Origin of the sequence: Trinickia violacea (genome assembly GCF_005280735.1) — a bacterium.
Taxonomy (GTDB): domain Bacteria; phylum Pseudomonadota; class Gammaproteobacteria; order Burkholderiales; family Burkholderiaceae; genus Trinickia_A; species Trinickia_A violacea.
Map to the genome: position 1 here is coordinate 891,908 of NZ_CP040077.1, position 23,621 is coordinate 915,528.

General features: G+C 59.2%; 17 protein-coding genes. 14 read left to right on the forward strand and 3 right to left on the reverse strand.

What is annotated here, in order from left to right; all coding sequences use genetic code 11:
- From FAZ95_RS39725 to FAZ95_RS04070, 5 genes are all read left to right on the forward strand, one after another.
- The gene (locus FAZ95_RS39725) at positions 1-1,263 is read left to right on the forward strand and encodes an HNH endonuclease (RefSeq protein WP_217497425.1); all 1,263 of its coding nucleotides are present in this window, start codon (positions 1-3) and stop codon (positions 1,261-1,263) included.
- Between the two features lie 123 nt (positions 1,264-1,386).
- Positions 1,387-3,222: an AAA family ATPase gene (locus FAZ95_RS04055; RefSeq protein WP_175425516.1), complete on the forward strand. Its 1,836-nt coding sequence runs from the start codon at positions 1,387-1,389 to the stop codon at positions 3,220-3,222.
- A 1,438-nt stretch (positions 3,223-4,660) separates the two neighbouring features.
- Positions 4,661-5,572 (forward strand): PDDEXK family nuclease, encoded by a 912-nt coding sequence (locus FAZ95_RS04060; protein WP_137331276.1) that lies wholly within the window; start codon positions 4,661-4,663, stop codon positions 5,570-5,572.
- Positions 5,569-7,842, forward strand: a complete 2,274-nt coding sequence (locus tag FAZ95_RS04065) for a TnsB C-terminal domain-containing protein (RefSeq protein WP_137331277.1) — start codon at positions 5,569-5,571, stop codon at positions 7,840-7,842. Before FAZ95_RS04060 ends, FAZ95_RS04065 begins: the two co-directional genes overlap by 4 nt.
- Positions 7,839-9,314 (forward strand): AAA family ATPase, encoded by a 1,476-nt coding sequence (locus FAZ95_RS04070; RefSeq protein ID WP_137331278.1) that lies wholly within the window; start codon positions 7,839-7,841, stop codon positions 9,312-9,314. Before FAZ95_RS04065 ends, FAZ95_RS04070 begins: the two co-directional genes overlap by 4 nt.
- 19 nt (positions 9,315-9,333) lie before the next feature.
- Here the strand turns inward: FAZ95_RS04070 and FAZ95_RS04075 are convergent, their stop codons facing one another.
- Positions 9,334-10,803, reverse strand: coding sequence for a TnsD family Tn7-like transposition protein (locus FAZ95_RS04075; RefSeq protein WP_137331279.1), 1,470 nt, complete (start codon positions 10,801-10,803; stop codon positions 9,334-9,336).
- Between the two features lie 105 nt (positions 10,804-10,908).
- Here FAZ95_RS04075 and FAZ95_RS04080 point away from each other — a divergent pair, with 105 nt between their 5' ends.
- The 3 genes from FAZ95_RS04080 to FAZ95_RS40640 all read left to right on the forward strand — a co-directional run bounded on the left by FAZ95_RS04080 (position 10,909) and on the right by FAZ95_RS40640 (position 13,416).
- Positions 10,909-11,265: a helix-turn-helix domain-containing protein gene (locus FAZ95_RS04080; RefSeq protein ID WP_175425517.1), complete on the forward strand. Its 357-nt coding sequence runs from the start codon at positions 10,909-10,911 to the stop codon at positions 11,263-11,265.
- A complete protein-coding gene (locus FAZ95_RS04085) occupies positions 11,255-12,814 on the forward strand; it encodes a TniQ family protein (RefSeq protein WP_137331281.1) in 1,560 nt (519 codons plus the stop codon). Before FAZ95_RS04080 ends, FAZ95_RS04085 begins: the two co-directional genes overlap by 11 nt.
- A 437-nt stretch (positions 12,815-13,251) precedes the next feature.
- Positions 13,252-13,416: an ATP-binding protein gene (locus tag FAZ95_RS40640; protein WP_367872601.1), complete on the forward strand. Its 165-nt coding sequence runs from the start codon at positions 13,252-13,254 to the stop codon at positions 13,414-13,416.
- Between the two features lie 108 nt (positions 13,417-13,524).
- Here the strand turns inward: FAZ95_RS40640 and FAZ95_RS04095 are convergent, their stop codons facing one another.
- The gene (locus tag FAZ95_RS04095) at positions 13,525-13,818 is read right to left on the reverse strand and encodes a hypothetical protein (protein WP_137331283.1); all 294 of its coding nucleotides are present in this window, start codon (positions 13,816-13,818) and stop codon (positions 13,525-13,527) included.
- Positions 13,819-14,148: 330 nt separating this feature from the next.
- Here FAZ95_RS04095 and FAZ95_RS04100 point away from each other — a divergent pair, with 330 nt between their 5' ends.
- Both FAZ95_RS04100 and FAZ95_RS04105 read left to right on the forward strand, forming a co-directional pair.
- Positions 14,149-14,331: a hypothetical protein gene (locus FAZ95_RS04100; RefSeq protein WP_137331284.1), complete on the forward strand. Its 183-nt coding sequence runs from the start codon at positions 14,149-14,151 to the stop codon at positions 14,329-14,331.
- Between the two features lie 59 nt (positions 14,332-14,390).
- Positions 14,391-15,446, forward strand: a complete 1,056-nt coding sequence (locus FAZ95_RS04105) for an AI-2E family transporter (protein WP_137331285.1) — start codon at positions 14,391-14,393, stop codon at positions 15,444-15,446.
- A 44-nt stretch (positions 15,447-15,490) separates the two neighbouring features.
- Here FAZ95_RS04105 and FAZ95_RS04110 read toward each other — a convergent pair whose 3' ends face one another.
- A complete protein-coding gene (locus tag FAZ95_RS04110; protein WP_137334414.1) occupies positions 15,491-16,234 on the reverse strand; it encodes a TetR/AcrR family transcriptional regulator in 744 nt (247 codons plus the stop codon).
- Positions 16,235-16,490: 256 nt separating this feature from the next.
- Here FAZ95_RS04110 and FAZ95_RS04115 point away from each other — a divergent pair, with 256 nt between their 5' ends.
- Genes FAZ95_RS04115 through FAZ95_RS04130 form a run of 4 tightly spaced genes read left to right on the forward strand, consistent with a single transcriptional unit; the run spans position 16,491 to position 23,605 of the window.
- Positions 16,491-17,594, forward strand: a complete 1,104-nt coding sequence (locus FAZ95_RS04115) for an efflux RND transporter periplasmic adaptor subunit (RefSeq protein ID WP_254699804.1) — start codon at positions 16,491-16,493, stop codon at positions 17,592-17,594.
- Positions 17,591-20,764: an efflux RND transporter permease subunit gene (locus tag FAZ95_RS04120; RefSeq protein ID WP_137331286.1), complete on the forward strand. Its 3,174-nt coding sequence runs from the start codon at positions 17,591-17,593 to the stop codon at positions 20,762-20,764. The genes FAZ95_RS04115 and FAZ95_RS04120 overlap by 4 nt, the downstream gene beginning before the upstream one ends.
- Positions 20,764-22,230, forward strand: coding sequence for an efflux transporter outer membrane subunit (locus FAZ95_RS04125; RefSeq protein WP_137331287.1), 1,467 nt, complete (start codon positions 20,764-20,766; stop codon positions 22,228-22,230). Before FAZ95_RS04120 ends, FAZ95_RS04125 begins: the two co-directional genes overlap by 1 nt.
- 19 nt (positions 22,231-22,249) lie before the next feature.
- Positions 22,250-23,605: a paraquat-inducible protein A gene (locus tag FAZ95_RS04130; RefSeq protein ID WP_137331288.1), complete on the forward strand. Its 1,356-nt coding sequence runs from the start codon at positions 22,250-22,252 to the stop codon at positions 23,603-23,605.
- Positions 23,606-23,621: the final 16 nt, after the last annotated feature.

Genomic DNA, 23,621 nt, shown 5'->3' on the forward strand with positions numbered 1-23,621 from the left:
ATGACAATGCTGACTCAGACACAAACTGCAACTCTCTTGCGTTGGCTGAAGGAGCAAGCGGCAAGAAATAGCGGCTATATTCCGTCGTTTGCGAATGCTGATACTGCGCGCGTCATGGGCATGGACGATATGAAGCGCTTCGGCCAGCAGTGCGGCAATATTCAATCGCGGATTGACTATGCGTGCTTCCTCTGCAATTTGCCTCCACTTGGTTGTGCCGCTGTTGCGCCGTTCAGTCAGGCATGGCAGCCGGAAGGCCGAGACTGGGTCTTCCCTGTTGATCAGATGCAGGCTGCCGCACAAGGGCGAGTATGGCTGCCAACCGACTTCGACAACGTATTGAGCGAGACCGAGCGGCTACCTGGGCGAGCGCGCCTTGTGTGGGACAAAGTCTTCGCCAATGAAGAATCTAAGGTTAAAGCTTGGGCAGCAAGTTTTGGCGAGGTAGCTCAGCTAACCCAAACTGACGATGCAGAAAGGGCTCGGACGAGGCGCAATCCGCCATGGATGCGCGACGAACTTATCCTCGCCCTTGAACTCTATCTTCAACATCGCGCATCACCACCAGGGAAAGACAGCCCCGAAGTGGCAGAGTTGTCGTCGCTTCTAAATGACATGGGGTGCGCGCTTGGGCTCGACGAACCAGACACTTATCGTAATCCGAACGGCGTCTACATGAAGATGATGAACTTTCGTCGCTTCGATCCCGAGTACACAAAGGAAGGTAAAGTTGGACTAACGCGGGGCAACAAAGATGAAAAAAAAGTGTGGAACGAATTTGCGAGTGATTCCGAGCGCCTTGCAATAGTCTGCTCGGCGATAAAACTTGCGATTCAACGGTACTCCGCCGACGCCGAGCTTAGCGGTGCTGATGATCCCGCTATTGCAGAGGCCGAAGAAGGTCGAATCTTGACACGACTGCATCGGGTACGCGAACGCAGTCGCAAACTCGTTGAGCAAGCTAAGACGGCCGCCCTAAAAAAACACGGTCGATTGTTCTGCGAGGCATGCGGATTCGATTTCCGAGAAAAGTATGGGCCGATTGGTGAGGGGCTAATTGATGTTCACCATACCAAACCCGTTCACACGCTTACAGAGGGAGATACAACGAAGCTAGAAGACCTCGCTCTGTTGTGCTCGAACTGCCATCGGGTCGTGCATTCTTCGCGACGCTGGCTTAGCGTTGAACAAGTGTCTGATCTCGTTCGACGGGTGTTCCGTGACATACGTGCCTCGCCCCTTCATCCTAGCGGAAAACTTTGATATCGCCGCTTGCAACCGGTTGCCAAATTGCGTCGGAATGGTCCGAGCTCTTCGACGAGCTGATCCGGCAACTTCGAGCCATGAGTCAAAGCACTAACAAAACCAATGAGGAGCATGCACTCCATGCGCATAGCAAGCTTTCGCGTACAGAACTACAAGTGCTTTGTCGACACGGGGGAAATCAAACTAACTCCCGGGTTTAACGTCTTTATCGGACGTAACGATGCTGGGAAGAGCGCACTCATGGAGGCATTGAGTCTTCGGCACACGCACAACCCTCATCGCAGCCTTGAGACAGTGCGAACGCCAACTTCTGAGCCACCATCGTCCGCGCCTACAAGTGTTGCTTACGACCTCTCGCCGGAAGAGCTGAGACAGCATCTCACGGCCCTGGCGAGTTTTTTCTTGCCCACAGGCCCAAATGCTTCGGCCTCGGTGTTTGCTACTTTTCGGAGTCTTCTTGAAACCGGAGACCGATTCAATGCGGACTGGGCCAATGGAGTAGTGGTCAAGGCGGATTTGGCGGGCCTCGGTGGGTTACGGCGTGACGCTAACCGATATGCGTCAGTTCTGAATCTTGCACATCCGAGCGATGTACAGCTTGCGCTGCAAAACGAGATAACTGGCTCATATTCGAGTTACGGAGTAGTCCTCGCAAATTGGCTACGTGACAAGGCATATGCGTTTCGTGCGGAGCGCTTGGGACTAGGAAGGTGTGCAGCCGGCCCGGACAAGGTTCTTAGTCCGAATGCGCAGAACCTTGCTGCAGTGCTTAATGTGCTGAGTTCCAGTAACCCGGCGCGTTACAAGCGACTGGTAGAGCATGTCAGGATAGTATTCCCGCATATTTCGGGAATTACATCAGTAATAGTCGAGGGAAGCAGCGTCGAAGCACGCGTGTGGAGTATTCCCCTTGAAAGCGAACGAAGCGATCTTTCGGTACCCTTAAATCAAAGCGGAACCGGAATCGGCCAAGTCCTCGCGATCTTGTACGTGGTGGTGACGTCTGATCTTCCGTCGGTGATCCTTATCGACGAACCACAAAGCTTTTTGCATCCCGGAGCGGTACGGAAGCTGCTGGAAATATTGCGCTCGTACAGTCAACACCAGTACATCATCACCACGCATTCGCCGACCCTTATCACGTTGACAGAAAACGACCAGCTATTTGCTGTGCGCCGCCAGGAGGGCACTAACGTCAGTACCGTCGCGCTGATTGATCCCAACCGCCAAGACGATCTTCGAATGTCGCTCGCAGACGTTGGTGTCCGCCTCGGAGACGTGTTTGGAGCGGACGCGATCTTGTGGGTAGAGGGAAAGACGGAAGAGACATGTTTTCCGGAATTGCTGCGGCAACTCACCAAGACCCCACTGCACGGAGTGCAAATTCTGGGCGTTGATAGTACGGACGAGTTGGGAGCGAAGAACGCACAACGGGTTTTTGAGATTTATTCTCGCTTGGCGGGCACGGCATCGCTTCTTCCGCCAGCGGTGGCCTTCATTCTTGATAAGGAGCAGCGCTCCGAAACTGAGATTGCCAACATAGAGCGTATGGGCAGAGGCATGGTCCGCTGGCTGCCGTTCCGCATGTACGAAAATTACCTTCTGCAGTCAGCGTGCATTGCAAATCTGCTAAATGCTGAGGACGCCAGTAGCGGTAAAGCGGTGTCTTCGGAAGATGTGCAAGCGTGGATGGAGCGTCACGGCGGGGAGAAGAAATACTTCGCTCCCCGTGAGCCGACGGCTTATTCGGATGCTGATTGGCCGCAGCACGTGCACGGGGCCAAATTGCTGCATGACCTCTTTAACGAATTTACTGACGCGCGGGTCAGCTATGACAAGGTTAAGCATGGGGTCTTATTGACGCGGCAGCTTCTCCCGAATCCCAGCGGAGCCCTGAGTGAACTCTGCAAGATATTGGACGAATTGATTCGCGGCGCACCGAGTTATACCGAATAACTGCGATGTTGCCTCGTAGACGCCAAATGTATGGCAGTTGGCTCCAATTCGTAAGCGCTCGGACCATACGCACTCAGTTTGCATTTGCTGACCATCGCGCTGTCCGGGAGCGTCTCTGCCTCGACAGCGGCGGTGAGGGTGGCGCAGACGCAAACGGGTCACGCATCGATGTGTTCTGGTTCGTGCGCCGCCCGTGCGTTCCTCGGACTTTGCCAGGCAGGCGTGCATTTTCGCGCTTCGGTGAAACCGGTTGCAAAACTTCACTGGTACACACTGGCTGGCACACTCACGTACGAGATGGAGTCGGAAGTCATTGACTTGAAATCGGTTAGATGTCTTCGGCAGCCTGTCCTCCTCTCTCCCCCGCTGCCTTGAATCCTACTTCCGGCGACCGCAACACCCCCTTTCTTACTCACGTAAACCACCTGACAGCGGCCATTGCTGATTCCCACGTCTGCTTCGTGAAACGTTCGTCGAACTCGAGCAATCGACCGCGATAGTTATCGATCGAGCGGCGCATTGACTCAGGTTATTTGTTACCGCGCCATCGTCGTTGCCTCATGTAGTTGGCCTGGCCAGACTGAAGCATTGGCATTTTGACTTCATGCAAGTAAATATTAAGAAATTTAAAGATTTCATTGTGATATGGATAACTAATCGTTTAATAATAATTTATGGACTGAATATCTGTGTAAGCGTATGTTTTCGATGCATGTCTTTATTGCAGGCGAAATTAGAAGGGGGGCGGCTGACACAAGCTGTCCGTCGCCCGGCTATTCGTTCTTCAGGAGACGTATGGTCGGCTTGGTCGACAACTGTTCCGTTGCCGGCCTTGGGGAGATCTAGCTACTGTTCCCGCGATAGATGCCGCTTGCGCGGGCGCAGGGTAAGTCTGGACATGCAGTGCGTAAGTCGGAGTAATTCCAACGTTTGAAGTCAGTGATCCATCCAACGAACTGGCAGCCGTCGTGTCGTAGCTTACGAACCGACACGCTGGCGCGCATCCGGATGTTTCTTGGAAGTTGGGAAGTCTTGGTTGCCGTCCAGCCCAATGAAGATGTGGGATTAATCGGTCATCGGCGCATTCACCACCGCGTCGTACGAGCAAGGGTGGAGCACCCGCCTACCTAACAGTGGCTTACTTGTGACCCAACTCAGGAGGTGTGACATGTAGAAAACAAAAAAGCCAATCGAGGACGAATGGCTTTTTCTCTTGGCTCTTGAAGAGCGCGGTGCTGCAGGACTGGACATCCTCAGTATCGTTCTCCGAATCGGCTAAGTCAAGCCCTTTTTGTCCCTGCGTTTTCGATGCGCCCAATGTTCGTGACCTTTCCTGGTCGCGCGCCGGCGCTCGCCAATTAACCGAACGGATCGCACAGAGCAGCAACTGCTCGCAGCACTGACGACTGTGTGGTCGACATCGCGCAAAGGTGCAGACATGGCAAAGGCAATGACATGGGAAAAGCTGAGACGAATGATCGAAGAGGGCTACGGACAAGGGCACGGAGAGTCGTACCGTCCTTTCATTCAGATCCGTCGAAAGAACTGTTCTCCGAAAGGGAATCAATCAGTGGGTCCACTACCGGGATACGCGAGAGCCTTCCACGCGCTGACTCGGGTGGAGCGGCAGTTCGGGATGCTGTGCCACTGGCTGGGCGCCGCAGACGTTAGAGAGCAATTGCCGGCGTGGCCGTTTCCGCACCCTCATCCGCTTGTCGGCGCGAGGGGAGCATCGGAATTTGACGGATTCACTGCACCCGGGTTGGTTGAACTCGCCGCTGAGGCAGACATAGAGCACGGCGTGTTTCCGGGAAGTGATGTGCCCTATGTGGCGACCCTGGACGTTGTCGCGACTGTGCCGGGAACCGCCGCTCCCCGAATGGTGGTGATCTCCTGCAAAGCGGGAACCGACCTGAAAAAGGCGCCGCTCACCTCCCGGATGATTGAGCGCCTCGAACTTGAACGCCGCTATTGCAATGCGATCTCGGCGAGATATCACGTAGCCCATGAACTCGCGCTATCGAGTTATCTGCTCTCTAACCTCGAAGTCTGCGGCGTCTCGGTCTCGCAGGAGTCTCGTATATCTGCTGCCGCAGGATTTGAAACGTTCAAGGTCATCCTCAAGGAAACGATCCTACAAACTTCGATGCGCCATGCCGTCAAGGCGGCAGCAGACCGATCTGGCTTCGATCTGTCTCTAGCATGGCCAGCTTTTCACCTGCTTGCCTGGCAGTTGGAAATCGATATCGATCTCTCGCACCCCAAAGTCACCTCTCAACGAGCCGTTCCGGGCGGTCGTCTGCTCCGTGAGACGTTGTGCCAGAGACTACTGTCAGAGGAAGCAGCATGAACTATATCCAGGCAAACCATGTTCTTCGATCGACTTCAGAGTGTGGACCGTTCAGCGGTACCTACCGTGTGGTCCTCGTCAATCAGCAAACTGACAGGCTTTGGATAATCCAGTTCACGTACGCCGACGGAGGCGCCATTTCCCATCTTCGAATGCCGCGGTGCTACTCGGTTCGTGCAATCGAGTTACTCATCAGGCAGCTGTCCGTCGACATCGTCGAAGACGCTGCCCCCGCCGAGTGGCTGCAGTCGGATGCGCAGATTCAGGCGCGTTATGGACGGTTCAATGATGCGCAACGATGTAGTCAGCTAAGGAGGCGCGATGTCCGATGGTCGGTAATTGAACCCATCGTCACCCGACACACGCCGTTTGAATTGCTGGAGTGCGGCTTGTATCAAGGGGTTGTTGGATCACGTGCAGCGGAGCTTGGTGTGTGCGTCAAGAAGGTGGCCGGCATACTGAATTTATATTGGGCGGGGGGCGGCAACGTAAATGCTCTCCTGCCGCGCTTTCACAACTCGGGCGCGCGAGGCCAAATCCGCATTCAACGAAAGAAGCTTGGGCGGCCTAACATTGCGGCCCGAAACTCGATGCCGGAATTGGAGGGATTCCTGATAGGGGAGGAGGATCGCCAGCGTCTTCGCTTCGGTTGGGAAACATTTGTCCGACCCGGGAAGACGGTGGGCTCTGCATACCGAAGAACCATGGAAGCCTTCTATCGAGCTGAGACTGCATCAGAGGAAGGTGAGCAGGTTCCAATTCTCAAGCCCGCACATGAGCGGCCAACACTCCGACAGTTCCGCTACTGGGGAAACGGCGGCAACACCCGTAAATCGGCCACATATCTTCAACTTTTCGACGGGGATTTTGAAAGAAACTTTCGCGCGTTACCCGGAACAGCTCGCGATGGAATCAACGCAATCGGCCAAATCGCGTATTGCGACGCCACGTCGAATGATGTGCATCTGGTATCGGCCGTTTCAAGGATAAAGCCTGTTGGCACCCTGAGCCGAATCAAGATCGTCGACGGACTCACCGGGCTGTGGGCCGGGATCTATTGTGGTTTCGATTCACCCTCCACCAAAACGGCACTCATGGCGGCTGCAAATGCAGCAATGGATAAGGTCGATTTCTGTGCTCGTTTTGACGTTGAAATCTCCTCGGATATGTGGCCGGCAATCGCGTTCGCCCGATATCTCGGGGACAACGGCGAGTTCAGATCTGAACCGTGCAAGCAGAGCATCTCTGGAATTGGCAGTACGCTCGAATTTGCTCCGGCGGGACGCGCGGATAGCAAAGGGCCGGTGGAATCAAGCCATCGCCAGTTACATTCACGACTCGACCACAAGCTGGAAGGAACGACGTATGGAAGAGCGAGGCGACGCGGTGAAGATCATCCTGCACTCGATGCAGTATTGACGTACTTTGAGTACATGCGACATTTAATTCGCCGCATTGTCCACTACAACAACTACGAACGTTGCGAGCACTTGCTTACCACAGAGATGCGTCGGGACGGCGTAACACCGACCCGAATAAGCATCTATTGGTGGTGTGTGGAAAACGGATATATCGCAGGCGCGCCTCCGTCTGCAGATGCTATCCGGGCGCATCTGCTCCCGGCGTTGCCTGCAGTACTAACAGGATCGGGAATCTATCTCGTTCGGCCGGACCGCGGTCGAAAAATTGAACTGATCAGTGGAGCCCGGTTCGTCGGCGAGGTACTTCTCAAGAAGGGTTTGATGTTGCGGGCGCGAGGACGACATGAACAGGTCGAAGTGCGGGGTGATCCCCAGGACTTGCGCCGGATATGGCTGGTTTTCGAGGGCATTCATGAATTAAAGAACGTCTCGCTTGACTCCCTCGCAGTGCGGGAGTGGACGTTGGCGGATCACCTTTCTGTTCAGGATGGCGACGCGCTGGCCAGACATCTTGCCAAGACCGAATTAGATCAGGATGAGTCTGCTCTTGATTCCGCATTGTTCGCGGATATAGACAAGGCGAAGCAGGAAAAGAGACGTGAGCTTGACCGGCAAGTCGAACCACTCTCCAAGAAGCAGCGTACCGCCAATATTCGACGGAATCGTGATGAGGAAAAGGAATTGATGTGGCGAGGAGACGACAAACCAGGGAAGAGTCCTAATGCTGAGCCCGCTGTGGGCGGCGTATCTGAATCCTTGCTCCCTCCGCGATCTTCGCCTCGTCCGAAATCGCACTCGCCGGCGCTCGATCTGTTGCGAAATTTCGGGAAGAATAGGAGAACGAAATGAAAGATTATGCAAAATCGAATAATCCACTTCTTGATTCGCTTCCGTTACCGGTAAATTTCGACGCTCTGCCCACGCTGCTACTGAACGAACCATTAAATGCGGAAGTACTCCGGTCCCTGCCTGCACAGGACCGGGCTTCTCTTCTTGCCAAAATTAGCAGCCATTTCGTTCCGACGTCAATGGCGATCGACATCGCGGACGCGATATTGACGGCTATCTTCGCAGGCTATGAGGAACGCAACCCGTGTCTCGCGCAAATCAAAAAGCAGCGTTACCTTGTGGGTGGCTGGCAAGGAAAATTCGACGGCGGTTGGCCAGGCTTCATCACACGAAATGCCCGGTGCGTGACGATCGATGGCATAACCGGTCTAGGAAAGTCCGCGATTGTCGACCGAACATTGAGTCTCCTGCCTCAGGTTGTCAAGCACGGACCAAGCGAAGCGGCGGGCTGGACCATGCAGAAGCAACTGGTGTGGGTCAAAGTTGATATGACCTCGGATGGCAGTCGTCTCGGTTTTTTGATGCAACTTTACAGACAAATCGATGCAGCATTGGGGACCGACTACTTTTCTCAATTTTCTGCAAAGAGGTGGTCCGTTGAGCATCATATGGTTTCAGTTTCCAAGATTCTGTACAACTGCTTCTGCGGTGCGCTCATCATTGAGGAAATACAGGAACGAAACTTCGCTCAAGCCGCATCCCGGGACCTGATGGTTCTGTTTTTCCTCCGCCTGGCAAATCTCGGTATTCCCATTGTTCTCATTGGTAACCCAAAGGGTTTCGAGGGGTTCAATGATTTCACGCAGGATGTCAGGCGTTTTACCTCAGGTGGACTCTTCAACCTTTGGCCCGCGCTATTCCCCCGTGACCCGGATTGGGCCGAGTTCCTGGTGCCCGGAATGTTGCAGTTCAACGTTATGCGCAATCCACCGCTTATAAGGGATTCAGCGCGGTTGCTCTTCAGGTGTACCGGCGGTGTTTGCGACTACCTCGCGAAGCTGCTGGCTCAGGCGCAACTCCTTGCATTGAGGCGAGAACAGGAATTTATAACTGACGCTGATGTGTTGGAGGCATACGAGGGGCCTACGATCAAGGCTTCGCACCCGCTAATCCGCGCGCTTGCCGATAGAGACGTGAACGCGCTGAATCAATTTCGTGATATCCCGGTTATGTCATTCGTAGCACGGTGGGCGGAATCAGACGGGTTAACCGGATCGTCGGCTATCAACAAGACGCGTGTATCGCCTCCGTCAGGCGCTGCAGCATCTGAGCCCGAGAAGAAGCCGAGACCGCGCTTTCAGACCGCCGAGAGTATGTATAAGCGGAAAGTCACTGCTGGGATTCGCCAGCAGCTAAACGGAGCTGAAAAACGAAAGCGACTCTCTCAGGACGATCTGCGCGCAGAGGGGCTCAAAAACGTGCTGCTTGATAACTTCGAAAAGATGAAGCTGGCGAGGGGGCGTAAGTCGTAAGTAGGTAGATCGCTTGAGTTCAGGATGCCGGCACCCGGTTATCGGTGCCGGCGCGAATCTGTTCGGCAATCTCTGATAGTTTGGCACAAGATTTCGGCATCTTTTCCAGCTGGACAGAAAAGGGAATGGGCCCCAGGTTACGGAGGACAGTCTTCGGGGTAATTCGTGCATTTTTGGGGAAAGCGGTGATACGGTCCTCCCGCTCGATCAACTCAACGAGCGCCGCGTCGCGCTTTTGCCAGTTCACCCACGACAGATATCGGCGCCGGCGTGGGAGCGGCTCCGGGGCATTGGCGTCGAGCCATTCCCGATCGTTCCGGTAAAGCCATCGCCACGATCCCCCGCAGGCCTTGACAAGCTGCGAACGTGTGCAGTCCGGCTGCTCCTTCATGTACCGGAGAATGGCCGTAGTGCACCGATCCCAACGAGACTCCATTTGCAGCGTGTGCGAACGTCGAGACCGAACTTCCAAAGGTATGCGATCAGCAGATAAGCCGCCGTGAGCGTTGACCTTCGCGTTCATCGCGTGCTCCCATTCGTACGTTGACACGAAGTGATCCCACGATTCAAAGAGGAAATCGATCAGAACGAGATGAGGAAGCGTGTTAAATGTTTGCTGCCTCGCGCGAAGAATGGTCAGGAGACTGTTGGTCTCTCTGGATAGCTCAGGACGGCACAGGCGTATGGAGGCAGGAAGCTTGCCGACATGTGCATCCAAAAGCCGTTCCAGTGAGGCGAGCCGTAGGCGGTTCCCCCGTGATAGGAAGCCCCCAGCCTTGAGCCCGTGCCGATATGTGTAATAGAGCGCTAACGGCTGGAATCCTCCTGGCAGTGCGTAGGACAGTGCTGCCGCAGCCAGATTGGCGAGCCTTAGCGAACATTTATATGTCGCCGCTTCTTGGTTTCGAGTAATAGGGTACGTCCACCGCAGTTCATGTGGAAGGAACAGCGCCCGCTGTTTGCCCTGCCGAACCGGTGCCGATTCGAGCAATGGGACGCGATGTATTGGGCACACGGTCACGCCTGGCAATTGCAGGATGCGATGCCAATAAGCTATTCCGTGCGTGGCAGTGTCCTCGGCCATACAGTCTGGGCAGGCCTTTACCGTCGATTGAGGGCCAGCAGCGCTGGCGCGAAGGCCGAGGTCGTCCTTCAAGGCGGCGACAGATGGACCGCACATTTTTTGAATTGCCCGCTCCTCAACCGATCGGTCGCGAAACCGTGTAAAGAATGGTAGGCAAGTAGCGTTGATTGCAAGTGCGGCAGGATCAGACAGCCGTCCAGGCATGAGGCGCCCCAGTGCCTCCAACCTCCGTGGGAAGTCGAAGAGCAGCGCAGCCCTCTCGTCGCCCAGAATGGCGCGACTCGCGGCGACGGCACTTTCATATCCGCCAAGGCAGTGAGCTCGAGCCAGCATGCTGAACACGGTCTCGTCCGGAGCAAATTCCGGAAACGCGATCGGTTCGATGGCTGTATCAGGTTTGTCCATGGCCGCTAAATCTCTTCGGACTGTCTTCGTTATCTTGGGTCATTGAGGCGAATTCAACAAACGCACATGTTGCATGGAAATATGCAAATATGCATAATCCGAGAAATGAACGCAGACGAAGAAAAACTTCTTGCTTGGCTCCGGGCCGCAATCGCCGATCGCCGCTTCACGCAGTTCGAGGTGGCGCGCTCGACTGGCGTTGACCAATCGCAAATCAGCCGGATTCTGAACGGACAGGCGAAGCGGTCCTCGGCAAACGTCAGCGCGCTTTGTCGATTCGCCGCGGAGGCTTCTCGCCACACTTCTATCCAACTTGAGATACCTGCGGTCGCGAGGGCGCGCGCGTTGCTTGACGAGCTTATGGACGGAAGTGCGGAGGAGCAGCGATCTATCGCTGAGTTACTTGCCCATCTTGTGGTCGCGCGGAATGCGTCGCGGCGAGGGAGAAGAGGTGAAAAGTAGCGCAATGTGCATCCCCGCCACACCGCGAGGCGTCACTCTCTTTTCGATCACCGTCGCGGCCCACATGCTTTCCGGAAACGGACTAAAGATATCGACGCTCCTGCAATTTTTTGGTCGCGCGGACGCAAACATTGTGAGTTGCTTAGGCGCTAGCGCATGTCTCGCGGAATCGATGGGGATAGTCGAGGATGCCAAGGATCTTATGTGCCACGCAGGTTTGTTTGGCTTCTACGCATCAGCGATGTCGGAAGCGCGAGCAGAAGCCTGGTTGACGGAAATGCGGAGCAAGGCGTTCGACGGTCCCAAACCGCAGCAGTTCATTACCGGTATGCCGCAGCAGAAACTGGTGAAGCGAGATATGTATTGCTGCCGGCTGTGTATGCAAGATGACGAAGCTCAGTTCGGGCTCGCGTTTTGGCACACAGTCCACCAGATTCCGGGTATCTACCATTGCCCTACGCACCGGGAACAGTTGCTAGGGGCTTGTCTCGGTTGCGGGCGCAGCCAAGGATCCGAGCGCGAATGGAATCTTCCAGCGTCGAGCTGCCCGCATTGTGGGTCGCGCGGTTTTGCAGCGGTTCCACACAGTGGTTCGCTGGGCTACGCTCGTCATCTCTCGCTGGTGCAGCAGGTGTGTAATGGGGATGGCGAGTTCCTTCGGCCAGCAGCCAGAGCCAACCTATTTACCAACGCTTTCGGTCGAGACGCAGATTGCAATGTAAAAGTGATTACTCACAGGTTGCTTGGGATGTGGGAGTGTACGAGTCTCGAAGAACTCTCGGCTGCACTAGGTACAAAAATTACATCGCGATTTATCGATAAGGCCGTTCGTGGAGCGCACACGGGCGTCAACCCAATTGCACAGCTCGCGCTGGTTGCCGTCGCCGAGACAATGATCGACGCTCAGCGCCGACAAGATACTGAAACATGCCGACCAGTTGATGTGATGTCGCAGACGGCATTCACGTACTCACTCGCAGGCCTGGAGGCAGCACTGGAGGTCTCCGGGTTGCCGGTCGCGTTAGCTGACAAGCTCAGTCGCGGCTTCAGTCTCACGAAGATGAGCGCTGACGAGGGCATCCCCTATCCGCGTCTGAGGAGACAGCTGGGTCGGGTGTTCGAACGAAGTATTGACGAGCTAATTGTGGCGGCAAACGATGACGCCGTGGCGCAGGCACTCAAGGGGAATTTACAAGCCGTGGCAAACAAGCTTTGTGGGCCTCTTCGCCGTAACAACGTATTTCGCCGAAGAGATAGCGCGGAAGGCTTGGAAGAACTTCGCATCATGAATCGCTCCAAGGTCGAGCGCTACCTGGAACAGGGCGTTCGAACCCGGAAGCAGCTTCACTACAAAAACTCCGACCTGGGCGACTGGTGTCGGCAGTTTGATTCCGAGTGGTTCCAGGCAGTGTTGCCGGCAATTCCTCAGTCGGAGCGTAGAGGAGTCGGAAGACGGAAGGGCGGGCGCAATTTGGTCACACGGTCTGTTAGACGAAACTCGGAGGGTAAGCTTGTAGATAAGTGTTCCGATCCTCCTAATCTTGAATAGGTCACAACAAAGTCGATGCCGCGACTGTACTGCGGTCGCCGACAGAGCTTGTTCGCGCATACACGCGAATTTTAGGCGCTCCGTGCCGCCTGGGCCAAACATGAATTCTCCTCGCGGTCGGAAGTCGACCAGGCAACCTTTCTTCAGTCAACGGCTTCGCGAGTGCTTTCGCACCGTTGATTGAAGACCCCCAAGCCAATTCGGTCTCCAGGCCATGATGGGGCAGTCTGCCAAGGTGTTGCACTTGCAGTTTGAGGCCGCCCTGGCAAACATCCGGTGTTCGCCTTATGGGGTGTCCTCGATAAAGCCGTCAAGTACACGCCCGATGGTGGACACATTTTCGTTCGATTGCAGCGTGCGGACAGGCACATTTTGATCGTGGTACAGGACGATACGGCATCGGAATGGGGCCGGCCATCATTCCTTCTATGTTCCAAATGTTTGAGCAGGCACACGAGGCGAGCAGGCGTCGAAAGGGAGAGCTTGGTATAGGACTGTCAGTTGCGCGGTCACTGATAGCCACGCACGGAGGGACCATCGAGGCGAGCGGCGACGGACCGAGGCGAGGGAGCCGTTTCATCATTAATCCTGCCCCTGTGTGACGGATCGGTCAGGCCGCAGGAAAGAACGTCCCCCGCAGAGACGCCCGTGATATCACGGCGCTGCTGATCGTAGTCGACAACCGCGACACAGCGGAGTCTTTTGCGCTGCTAGGCAGTCGTTAGGCTGTCCGCTTCATCGGCCGCCTGGCGGCTCAGCGCGTTCAATTCGAGTAGCTGCGCGTCGCTCGTCGCGCTGGATGCGCGCTGCCTGATCCCCTCTTCCCACGTCTGAAGTGCGCCGAGCGCCTGCGATACGTCCGTTTCGACGCGAGCGTAGCCCGAAACATGGGCGATGCCGTCGGCTTCCGGGCTCGTCGGCGGGGCTGCCCATGCGGCGAACGGGGCAAGCGCTAGCAGTGCAACGACGATGAGGCGAAGGAGGAACGGAATGACGCGTCGCACGGCGCAGACTCAATGAGGCGAAATGATCCAGACGCTGGGAGCTGCGCTCAGATGGCAATTGCCTGCCCATATCGCTTTGCCGGCACGTCCGCGTCGACAGGAAAGCGTTGAAACCGCTTTCTAATCAAGATTGATTATTATATCATTTATGATGTGTGTAGCAATGAGACGGTGTGTGGGGTGTCCTGGTCGTGCAGTGGCGCCTTGCAGTGCCCCATTTCGCAACAACGAATTGCGCACGTGTATCCGCCTGCTTGCACACCTATACTCGGCGCCGGCGCCAGTTTCCCCATCAGGTGTCCGACAGTTTTTTAACCAACAGGAGAACTTATGGAAAAGCGACGCATCGCCAAAGTCGGTCAAGCGAAAACCGAAAACCTCCACCAGATAGTGCAACAGGCTCTTCGCGGCGCGGCCACCGCGTCCACACCTGATAGTGCCATCGACCTGCTCGGCGAAGCCTTGCTCAAACTGGAGCGCCTCGTTGCGCGAACCAGCGCACCCATACACTGAATGCATCGGATCGAGTTTGCCCCGACGCTTCACGCGAACACGCAACAATAGACGCAACCATGACTGCCTATTATCGCCAATCGTTGTTCTGGGGCGCCGTCGCCTTGTCGGCCGGCGTGCTGCTGTGGAGCCTGCGCTCCGTGCTGACACCTTTTCTGCTCGGCGCGATGATCGCGTATGTTCTCCAGCCGGGCGTGGAGTGGCTGGTACGTCGGCGAGCGCCGCGTGGTCTTGCCGCGCTGGTAATGATGTCGCTTTTCGTGGCGCTCATGGCGCTGCTGGTTCTGCTGGTATTCGTGGTTGTTCGGATGGAAGGCCCCGAGCTGACCGGACAGATCCCTTCGCTCGCGTCGAAACTCGAAGCCGCCGGCAAGCCATGGCTTGCTTCCGTAGGCATCGACTTTTGGACCGATTGGACGAGTCTGCGTGCCGCAGTGGCCACGCGCCTGACGGCAAGCGAGCACGATGCTGTCCTCGCCGTCTGGCGATATCTGCGCACGGGCGGCAGTGCGGTGATCGACGTAGCGGGAAACCTCGTGATCTTGCCACTCGTGCTGTTTTATTTGCTGTATGACAGGCCCGAAGCACTGGAGCGGATCGAAAGCTTCGTGCCACGGCGCTGGCTCGCACAAACGCGGGTTTTCGTCGCCGGAGTCGACCACATGATGTCGCAGTACCTGCGAGGGCAGCTCGCCGTCGTCGCGGTGCTGGCCGTTTTCTACCCGGCCGCGCTGACGATCGCCGGATTGCGCATCGCGCTGCCTGTCGGTGTCCTCACGGCACTGGCCGTCGTCATTCCGTACATCGGATTTGCGACAGCGCTGGCATCCGCGCTTTTCGCCGCTGTTCTGCAATTCGGTGACTGGTACGGCGTGGGAGCGGTGGCGCTCGTGTATGGAGTCGGCCAGATCCTCGAAAGCCTTATTCTCACACCCCGGCTCGTCGGCGAGCGTATCGGTCTGCATCCGCTTGCGGTCATTTTCTCGCTGCTGGCGTTCGGGAAGGTATTCGGGTTCTTCGGCGTTCTGCTCGCACTGCCGGCCAGCGCCGCGTGCGCTTTGGCGTTGCGGGAGCTGCGCCGTCACTACCTGAGCACCGCGCTTTATCGGGACTGATCTCGCTGCCGGGAGCACGCCGGGCGGCACGCCGCCGGCGCTCATCACACGCTGGCGGTGCCGGGTGGCATGGGTCGCCGGGCGATCTTTTCGGCCTCCATGCGCTTGAGGCCAACGGCCTGCAACACGACTGTCGCGATGTTCTCGACGAACCGTTCCTCCCGGGGTCGAAGGACTTTTCGCGACAGGCGGCTCCGCTTCGAAGACGACGAATGAAGTTCGGCCGCGAGTCCGGCCAGGACGGTGCCGATCGCTGAGATGGCACATAGCAGTTCGTCCGCGACCGTGAAGCGTCTTTGCGCAATGCCTCTGCGCATGTCGCGCAACAGGCGCTGTCCAAGTCCCGTGCTGAGCGCACGCGCGGATAGCCCCTCGCGGATCAGCAACTGTCCCCACACGGGATCGCGACAGGCGCGCAACAGCGTATGGCGTACCGACACGGCAAGCACTTCAGCCGGGTCGGACAGGCCGCCGACGATGCCATCGAGCGTATCCGCGAATTCCTCGAATAGCCATTCAATGAGTGCCGTAAAGAGTCCTTCTTTTGAGTCGAAGTGGTTGTAGAACGACCCGGATCCCACATCGGCAGCGTCGGTGATCTCGTTGATTGTGACGCTATCCATTCCCTTTTTCGCGACCAGGACGAACGCGGCATCGAGAAGACGCACGCGCGTTTCGCGCTTGCGCCGCAAGCGCCGAGACGACTGCTCTGCGACGCACTCGCGCGACGCAAGCGGCTCCTCGACTGCCTCCCGACGACTCGTGCGTGGACTGCGGACCCCTGACATGTTGCCTCCCCGGTCATAGTTTGTTGCGATATTAGTTGATATTGTCATCATTGACAATATCATCAGTTATGGGTTTAATCTCATCTTCGCGCCGATCGGTGCCACTGGTCCGCAACAACCGCCCGCGCGGCTGGCCTCAGTCAGCGCGGATGACTTTCTATCTGGATTCGTCAGCTTCCTTGTGAACATCGTGAAACACTCCGGTCCTGTCGCGCCGATGCGGGCGCGCTCCCTATTACTTTCCTACGCGCGGTCGATGCACCGGGCACCCGCCGTCATCGCGGCGTGCAGCGCAATCCTCATTTGCGGATGCCATCACGACGAAGCCGCTGTGCAGGAGGCCAAGCCTGTGGTCGCGCGTGCCGTTAACGCAGAGGGGCATATCGCGGGCGACTCGTTGCCGGCGCAGGTGCAGGCGCGTTACTCCACGCCTCTTTCATTCCGCGTGGGAGGCAAAATCATCGAGCGGCGGGTGCGGATTGGCGACACGGTGAAAGCGGGGCAGACGGTCGCGCTGCTCGATCCGACCGATCTGCAAAACAACCTCGTCAACGCGCGCGCCCAACTCGATGCCGCTGAACATCGCCTCGTCTTCGCGAAGCAGCAGCTTGATCGCGACGAGGCGCAGGCACGTGCCAACCTGATTTCGACCGCGCAACTGGAGCAGACCCAGGACGCCTACGCTTCCGCGCTCGCGCAGCGCACTTCCGCGCTCGCGCAGATGGCACTTGCCACGGATCATCTGCGCTATGCGACGCTGGTTGCCGACCACGATGGCGCGATTACCTCGGAAGACGCCGATACCGGCCAGAACGTTCAGGCAACGCAAGCGGTGTATCACCTCGACTGGACCGGCGACATCGATATTGCTTGCGATGCGCCCGAAGCGACGGTGAATGCTCTGGCAGTCGGCAGCAAGGCGCACGTCACGCTGCCCGCGCTGCCGGGCAAGACTTTCGATGCATCGGTGCGCGAGGTGTCCGCCGCCGCTGATCCGGAAAGCCGCACCTGGCGGGTCAAGCTGACGCTGACTTCGCCGGGCCCGGAGGTGCGTCTCGGCATGACCGCGAACGTGACCTTCGATACCACTGGCAATGCCAGCAACGGACAGTCGTACACGTTGCCCGTCACGGCGCTGTTTCACCGGGGCGAGCAACCCGCCGTATGGGTGGCGCGCACGGGTAGCGACACGCTCGAACTGCGTCCGGTCACCATCGCGCGTTACGACGAACGCTCGGTATCGGTCAGCTCGGGCCTCCACGATGGCGACCGGGTCGTGCTGCAAGGCGTGCATGCGGTCAGCGCCGGCGAGCACGTGCAGGTCGTGCCGCCGCTGCATCCAGGGGACTTTCCGTCATGAACGCACGCGACCATGAAAACGCGCGCGACGACGTGCGCATCAGTACTGGCGACGGCTCGAGCGCTGACGCAACGGGTTTTAATCTGTCTGCGTGGGCGTTGCGGCACCAGCAACTGGTGATATTCCTGATTGGGCTCGCCACGCTGTTCGGCGTGATTGGCTACACCAAACTCGCGCAATCGGAAGATCCGCCGTTCACGTTCCGCACAATGGTCATCAAGACCTACTGGCCGGGCGCAACGGCCAGCGAAGTGCAGGAGCAGATCACCGACCGGATCGGCCGCCAGTTGCAGGCGGCGCCGTATGTCGACAACATCAAGAGCTACTCGCGGCCCGGCGAGTCAATGATCTTCTTCGCAATGAAGGACTCGGCACCGGTCAAGGAAGTGCCCGAGACCTGGTACCAGGTGCGCAAGAAAGTTGGCGACATCCAGGCGACGCTCCCCAAGGGAACGGTGGGGCCGTTCTTCAACGACGAGTTCGGCGACGTCTATACGAACGTCTACGCGCTCGAAGGCGACGGCTTTTCGCCCGCGCAACTGCACGACTACGCGGACAAGTTCCGCACCGTGCTGCTGCGGGTGCCCGGTGTCGCGAAGGTCGACTACTTCGGCGATCCCGATCAGCACATCTTCGTCGAAATTTCGAACGCGCAACTCACGCGGCTAGCCATGACGCCGCAGCAACTCGCTCAGGCGATCGACGCGCAGAACGCCGTTGCGCCTGTCGGTACCATCACGACAGCGGATGACCGCGTGTTCGTGCGGCCAAGCGGCGCATTCAAGAACGAGCAGGCGCTCGCCGACATGCTGATCACCGTGAACAAGCGGTCGTTTCGCCTGGGCGACATTGCGACGATCCAGCGCGGCTATGACGATCCGCCCGTGACGCAGATGCGGGTCGGCGGCCAGGCTGCGCTCGGCATCGGTGTGACGATGCAAAAGGGCGGCGACGTGATCGACCTCGGCAAGGCGCTCGACGCCAAGACGGCAGAACTTCAGGCTTCGCTGCCGGCGGGCCTGAAGCTCTCGGCCGTGTCGAGCATGCCGCACGCGGTGAAGCATTCGGTCGATGACTTCGTGGAGGCGGTCGGAGAAGCCGTGGCCATCGTGCTAGTCGTGAGCCTCATCTCGCTCGGTCTGCGCACCGGCATGGTCGTGGTGATCACGATCCCGATCGTGCTCGCGGTCACGGCGCTGTGCATGCATCTGTTTGGCATCGGTTTGGACAAGGTATCACTCGGTACGCTCGTGCTCGCGCTGGGGCTGCTGGTCGACGACGCGATCATTGCCGTCGAGATGATGGCCGTGAAGATCGAACAGGGCTGGAGCCGCCTGCGTGCGGCGGCCTTCGCCTATACCAGTACGGCTTTTCCGATGCTGACCGGCACGTTGGTCACGGTCTCGGGCTTTCTGCCGATCGCGCTCGCCAAATCGAGCACCGGTGAGTACACGCGATCGATCTTCGAGGTGTCGGCTATCGCGCTGATCGTTTCGTGGTTCGCCGCGGTCGTGCTGGTGCCGTTGCTAGGCTTCCACCTGCTGCCGGAGCATCAACGCCACGGGAGCGATGTGCATGGCCACGAGCACGACGTGTACAACACGGCCTTTTACCGGCGTCTGTCGGGCTGGGTCGGCTGGTGTATCGACCGCCGCTGGGCCGTGCTCGGCGTCACGGTCGTGCTGTTCGCGATCGCGATGGCGGCGTTCACGCGCGTGCCGCAGCAGTTCTTCCCGAACTCGGAGCGGCCGGAATTGCTGGTTGACCTGCGGTTGCCGGAGGGCGCCTCGTTCGAAGCGACGCTGCGTGAAGCGAAGCGCCTCGAGAAAGTGCTCGACGGCAAGCCGGAAATCGAGCATTTCGTCGACTTCGTGGGCACCGGCGCGCCGCGTTTCTACCTTCCGCTCGACCAGCAGCTTCAGCAGCCGAACTTCGCGCAGTTCGTCGTTACCGCGAAAGACGTCGAGACGCGCGAACAGCTGATGCACTGGCTCGACGCGAAACTGGAGAAGGACTTCTCCGGAGTTCGCACGCGCGTCGCCCGCCTCGAAAACGGGCCGCCCGTCGGCTTTCCGATCAAGTTCCGCGTGAGCGGCGACGACATCGCGACCGTGCACGCCATTGCGGAAGCGGTCGCAGAAAAGACCCGCGCCGACTCGCGCACGCGCAACGTCCAGTTCGACTGGGACGAGCCCGCTGAACGGTCAATCTCATTCGAGATCGACCAGAACCGCGCGCGTCAGCTTGGCGTCACGTCCGAGGACGTCTCCAGCTTCCTCGCGATGACGCTGTCCGGCTACACGGTCACGCAGTACCGCGAGCGCGACAAACTGATCGACGTCGACCTGCGCGCCCCCAGGAGCGAGCGCGTCAACCCCGCACAGCTCACGAGCCTCGCCATGCCGACGCCGAACGGCCCGGTGCCGCTCGGCTCGCTTGGAAACGTGCGCGACGCGCTGGAATACGGCGTGATCTGGGAACGCGACCGCCAGCCGACCATCACGGTGCAGGCGGACGTGCGCGGCGACGCGCAGGGCATCGACGTCACGCGCGACATCGACCGTGCGCTCGCGGCCGAGCGCGCCACGCTGCCGGTCGGCTACCGGATCGACGTGGGCGGTGCGGTGGAGGAGAGCGTGAAAGGCCAGACATCGATCAACGCGGAAATGCCGCTGATGATCATCGCGGTGCTCACGCTGCTGATGATCCAGCTCAAGAACTTCTCGCGCACCTTTATTGTCGTGCTGACCGCGCCGCTGGGCCTGATCGGTGTGGTGACTGCGCTGCTGCTGTTCGGCAAGCCGTTCGGCTTCGTCGCGCTGCTGGGCGTGATCGCGATGTTCGGCATCATCATGCGCAACTCCGTGATTCTCGTCGACCAGATCGATCAGGACATTGCGGCCGGGCACGCGCGCTTCGACGCGATCATCGGCGCGACGGTGCGGCGTTTCAGGCCGATCATGCTGACCGCCGCCGCCGCCGTTCTCGCACTGATACCACTGCTTCGCTCGGGCTTCTTCGGCCCCATGGCGACCGCGCTGATGGGCGGCATCACCGTCGCCACGTTGCTGACGGTGTTCTTTCTGCCGGCGCTCTATGCGACCTGCTTCAGGGTCCGGCGCGACGAACGCGGAACGCAACCGCTCGTCGCCGAGCATACGGAGGTTTGATGAAGAGCTTTACCTATAGGACTTCCGTGCTGGCGGTGGCTGCCGCACTGAGCATCGCGGCTTGCTCGTTTGGGCCGAGCAGCGAAGCGCCAGCGATGCCTTCGCCGGAGCATTACGGCGCGCAGACGCAGCCGTCGAAAACCGTGACGGCCGGTGGCGTCGCGCAGACATTCGATGTCGGCGCAACCGCGGCCCCCCAATGGTGGCGCATGTACCGTTCCGACGCGCTGGATGCGCTCGTCGACGAGGGCCTGCGCGACAGCCCGAACCTCGCGGCAACCCAGCGCACGCTCGCGGCCGCGCAAGAGCAACTGCGCGCGCAGGTCGGCGCATCGACGCTGCCGTCGATCGACAGCGCCGTGCAGGTCGAGCGCGCCCGCGCGCCCGTCGTGCCGGGAGTCGGACCGGAGCAGGTGCAATACAACTTCTTCGCCGGTCAGGTGTTCGCGCATTACACGTTCGACCTGTTCGGCCAGACGCGTTACACGAACTCGGCAAGCGCTGCGCGTGTGCACGTGCAGGCATTCGAACTGGAGGCGTCGCGGCGCGCGCTTACCGCCAACATCGTCGCGAGCGTGATCAATGTCGCGTCTCTCGACCGGCAGATCGCGCTCACCGAGCGGCTCGTGGAAGTGTCCAATGCCACCGCGAACGAGGACGAGCAGCGCTTCGCGCTCGGGTCGGTCTCCCGCGCCCAAATGCTCGAATCGAAACAGAATGCGGCGTCGATCGCCGCGACGCTGCCTGCACTGCGGCAGCAACGCGCTTGCGCGGTCCATGCGCTGGCGGTGCTGATCGGCCGCACGCCGGATAACGCGCCGAGCGTGCCGGATCTCGACAGTCTCGCGCTGCCCGTGAACGTGCCCGTCGCGGTGCCTTCGGACCTGTTGCGTTCGCGCCCGGACATCCAGGCAGCGGACGCCGCCGTCAAGGCCGCCGCGGCCGACGTCGGCGCCGCGACGGCGCAGATGTTCCCGAGCCTGTCGCTCACGGCCGCGATGGGGCGCGGCGGCTTCAGCTGGCCGGCGGTGTTCTCGGGCGCGGGCGGCCTGTGGGCGCTCGGCGCGGCGATGTCGCAGCCGATCTTCCATGGCGGGGCTTTGTTCGCGGAGCGTCGCGCGTCGATCGATGCATACGACGCCGCCGTGCTGCACTACAAGTCGACGGTGCTCTCCGCGTTCCAGGATGTCGCGAATTCGCTGGCCGCGCTGGATAACGACGCGCAGACGCTCACCTCGGCGGACGTTGCCGCGGACGCCGCGCACGCCGCGTTCGACGATACGGCGTCGCGCCATCGCATGGGCGCGCTTCCGTCGTCGGCAACACACGCCAGCGAGTCCCGCTATCTCAACGCGCAGATCGGCTCGGTACGCGCAGCGAGCCAGCGCATGAGCGATACGGCGGCGTTGTTCCAGGCGATGGGGGAACTGCCCGTGGCGCAGCAGACGGCAGCGTCGACGCAATGATCGCGCGCGTATGACAAGCATGGAACATCGCAGACTGATTGCCTGTCACGAATGCGATCTGCTGATGCGCAAGCCAGCGGACGTCGGAGCGCGCGTCGCGAGCTGCACGCGATGCGCAGCGAAGCTGGGCGCATTGGCGGGCGTCGGCGCGTCGCTCGACCGCATCTGCGCCGTGACGCTCGCCGCGTTGATCACGTTCTGCATCGCGCAGGCTTTCCCGGTGATCGAGCTGAATGCCAACGGCATGACGTCCGAAGCGACGCTCGTTGGCGCGGTGCGCTCGCTTTGGACAAGCGATATGCGCTCGGTCGCGGCGATGGTGTTTTGTTCATCGATACTCTTTCCGCTGATCGAGCTGATCGCCTTTCTTTATCTGCTGGTGCCGCTTCGCATCGGCAAGGTCCCGCCCCGTTTCAACCGGGTGTTGCGCGTCGTGCAACTGGTGCGTCCGTGGTGCATGGTCGAAGTATTCATGCTTGGCGTGCTCGTGACGATCGTGAAGATGGTCAGCATCGCCGACGTGATCGCGGGGCCTGGCCTCTTTGCATTGGCTGGGTTGACCGTGATGCTGGCCGTCGTCGCATCATTCGATCCTGGCCGGCTGTGGGCGGTCCACGAGCGGCTCACGTCTGCCCGCAAGACCGATATTCACTGGAAAAGAGTCGCTGGTCGACGCGAGCGCTTTCTGGGGGCGCAGCGAACGCGCGAACAGGCGCGTTCGTCCGCCATGACCGCACAGCGCGCAGGACTGGTCGGCTGTCACGCATGCGGTCTGGTTCAGGCGCACGCAGCAGGCCGGACGCACCAGCGCTGCTCGCGATGCGGGCACCCGCTACACCAACGCCGTGCAGACAGCCTCACGCGAACCGCCAGTCTGCTGCTTGCTGCCGTGTTCGCCTATCTCCCGGCCAATTTGCTCCCGATCATGCATGCGTCGTCGCTCGGCCGCGCCGAGGACGACACGATCCTGGGCGGCGTCGCGTACTTCTGGACTTCGGGCGACTGGCCGCTCGCCGTGGTGGTATTTGTCGCGAGCGTTCTCGTACCGATGCTCAAGCTGGCCGTTCTCACGCTTCTCACGCTAACCGCTCGTCGAGGCTCAGCCTGGCGGCCTCGGGAATGCACCGCGCTTTATCGGCTCGTCGAGCGTATCGGCCGCTGGTCGATGCTCGATGTTTTTGTCGTCGCACTGACCGTCACGCTCGTGCATTTCGGCTCTTTTGCGGTCATCACGGCAGGACCGGCCGCGCTCGCTTTTGCGGCGGTGGTGATCCTCACGATGCTCGCGTCGCATCAATTCGATCCACGGCTCATCTGGGACGACGTCGATGCAGACAAGCATTGCGCACGAACCGATCGGCGAAGCGTGCACTGACTGCGGCGCTGGCTCT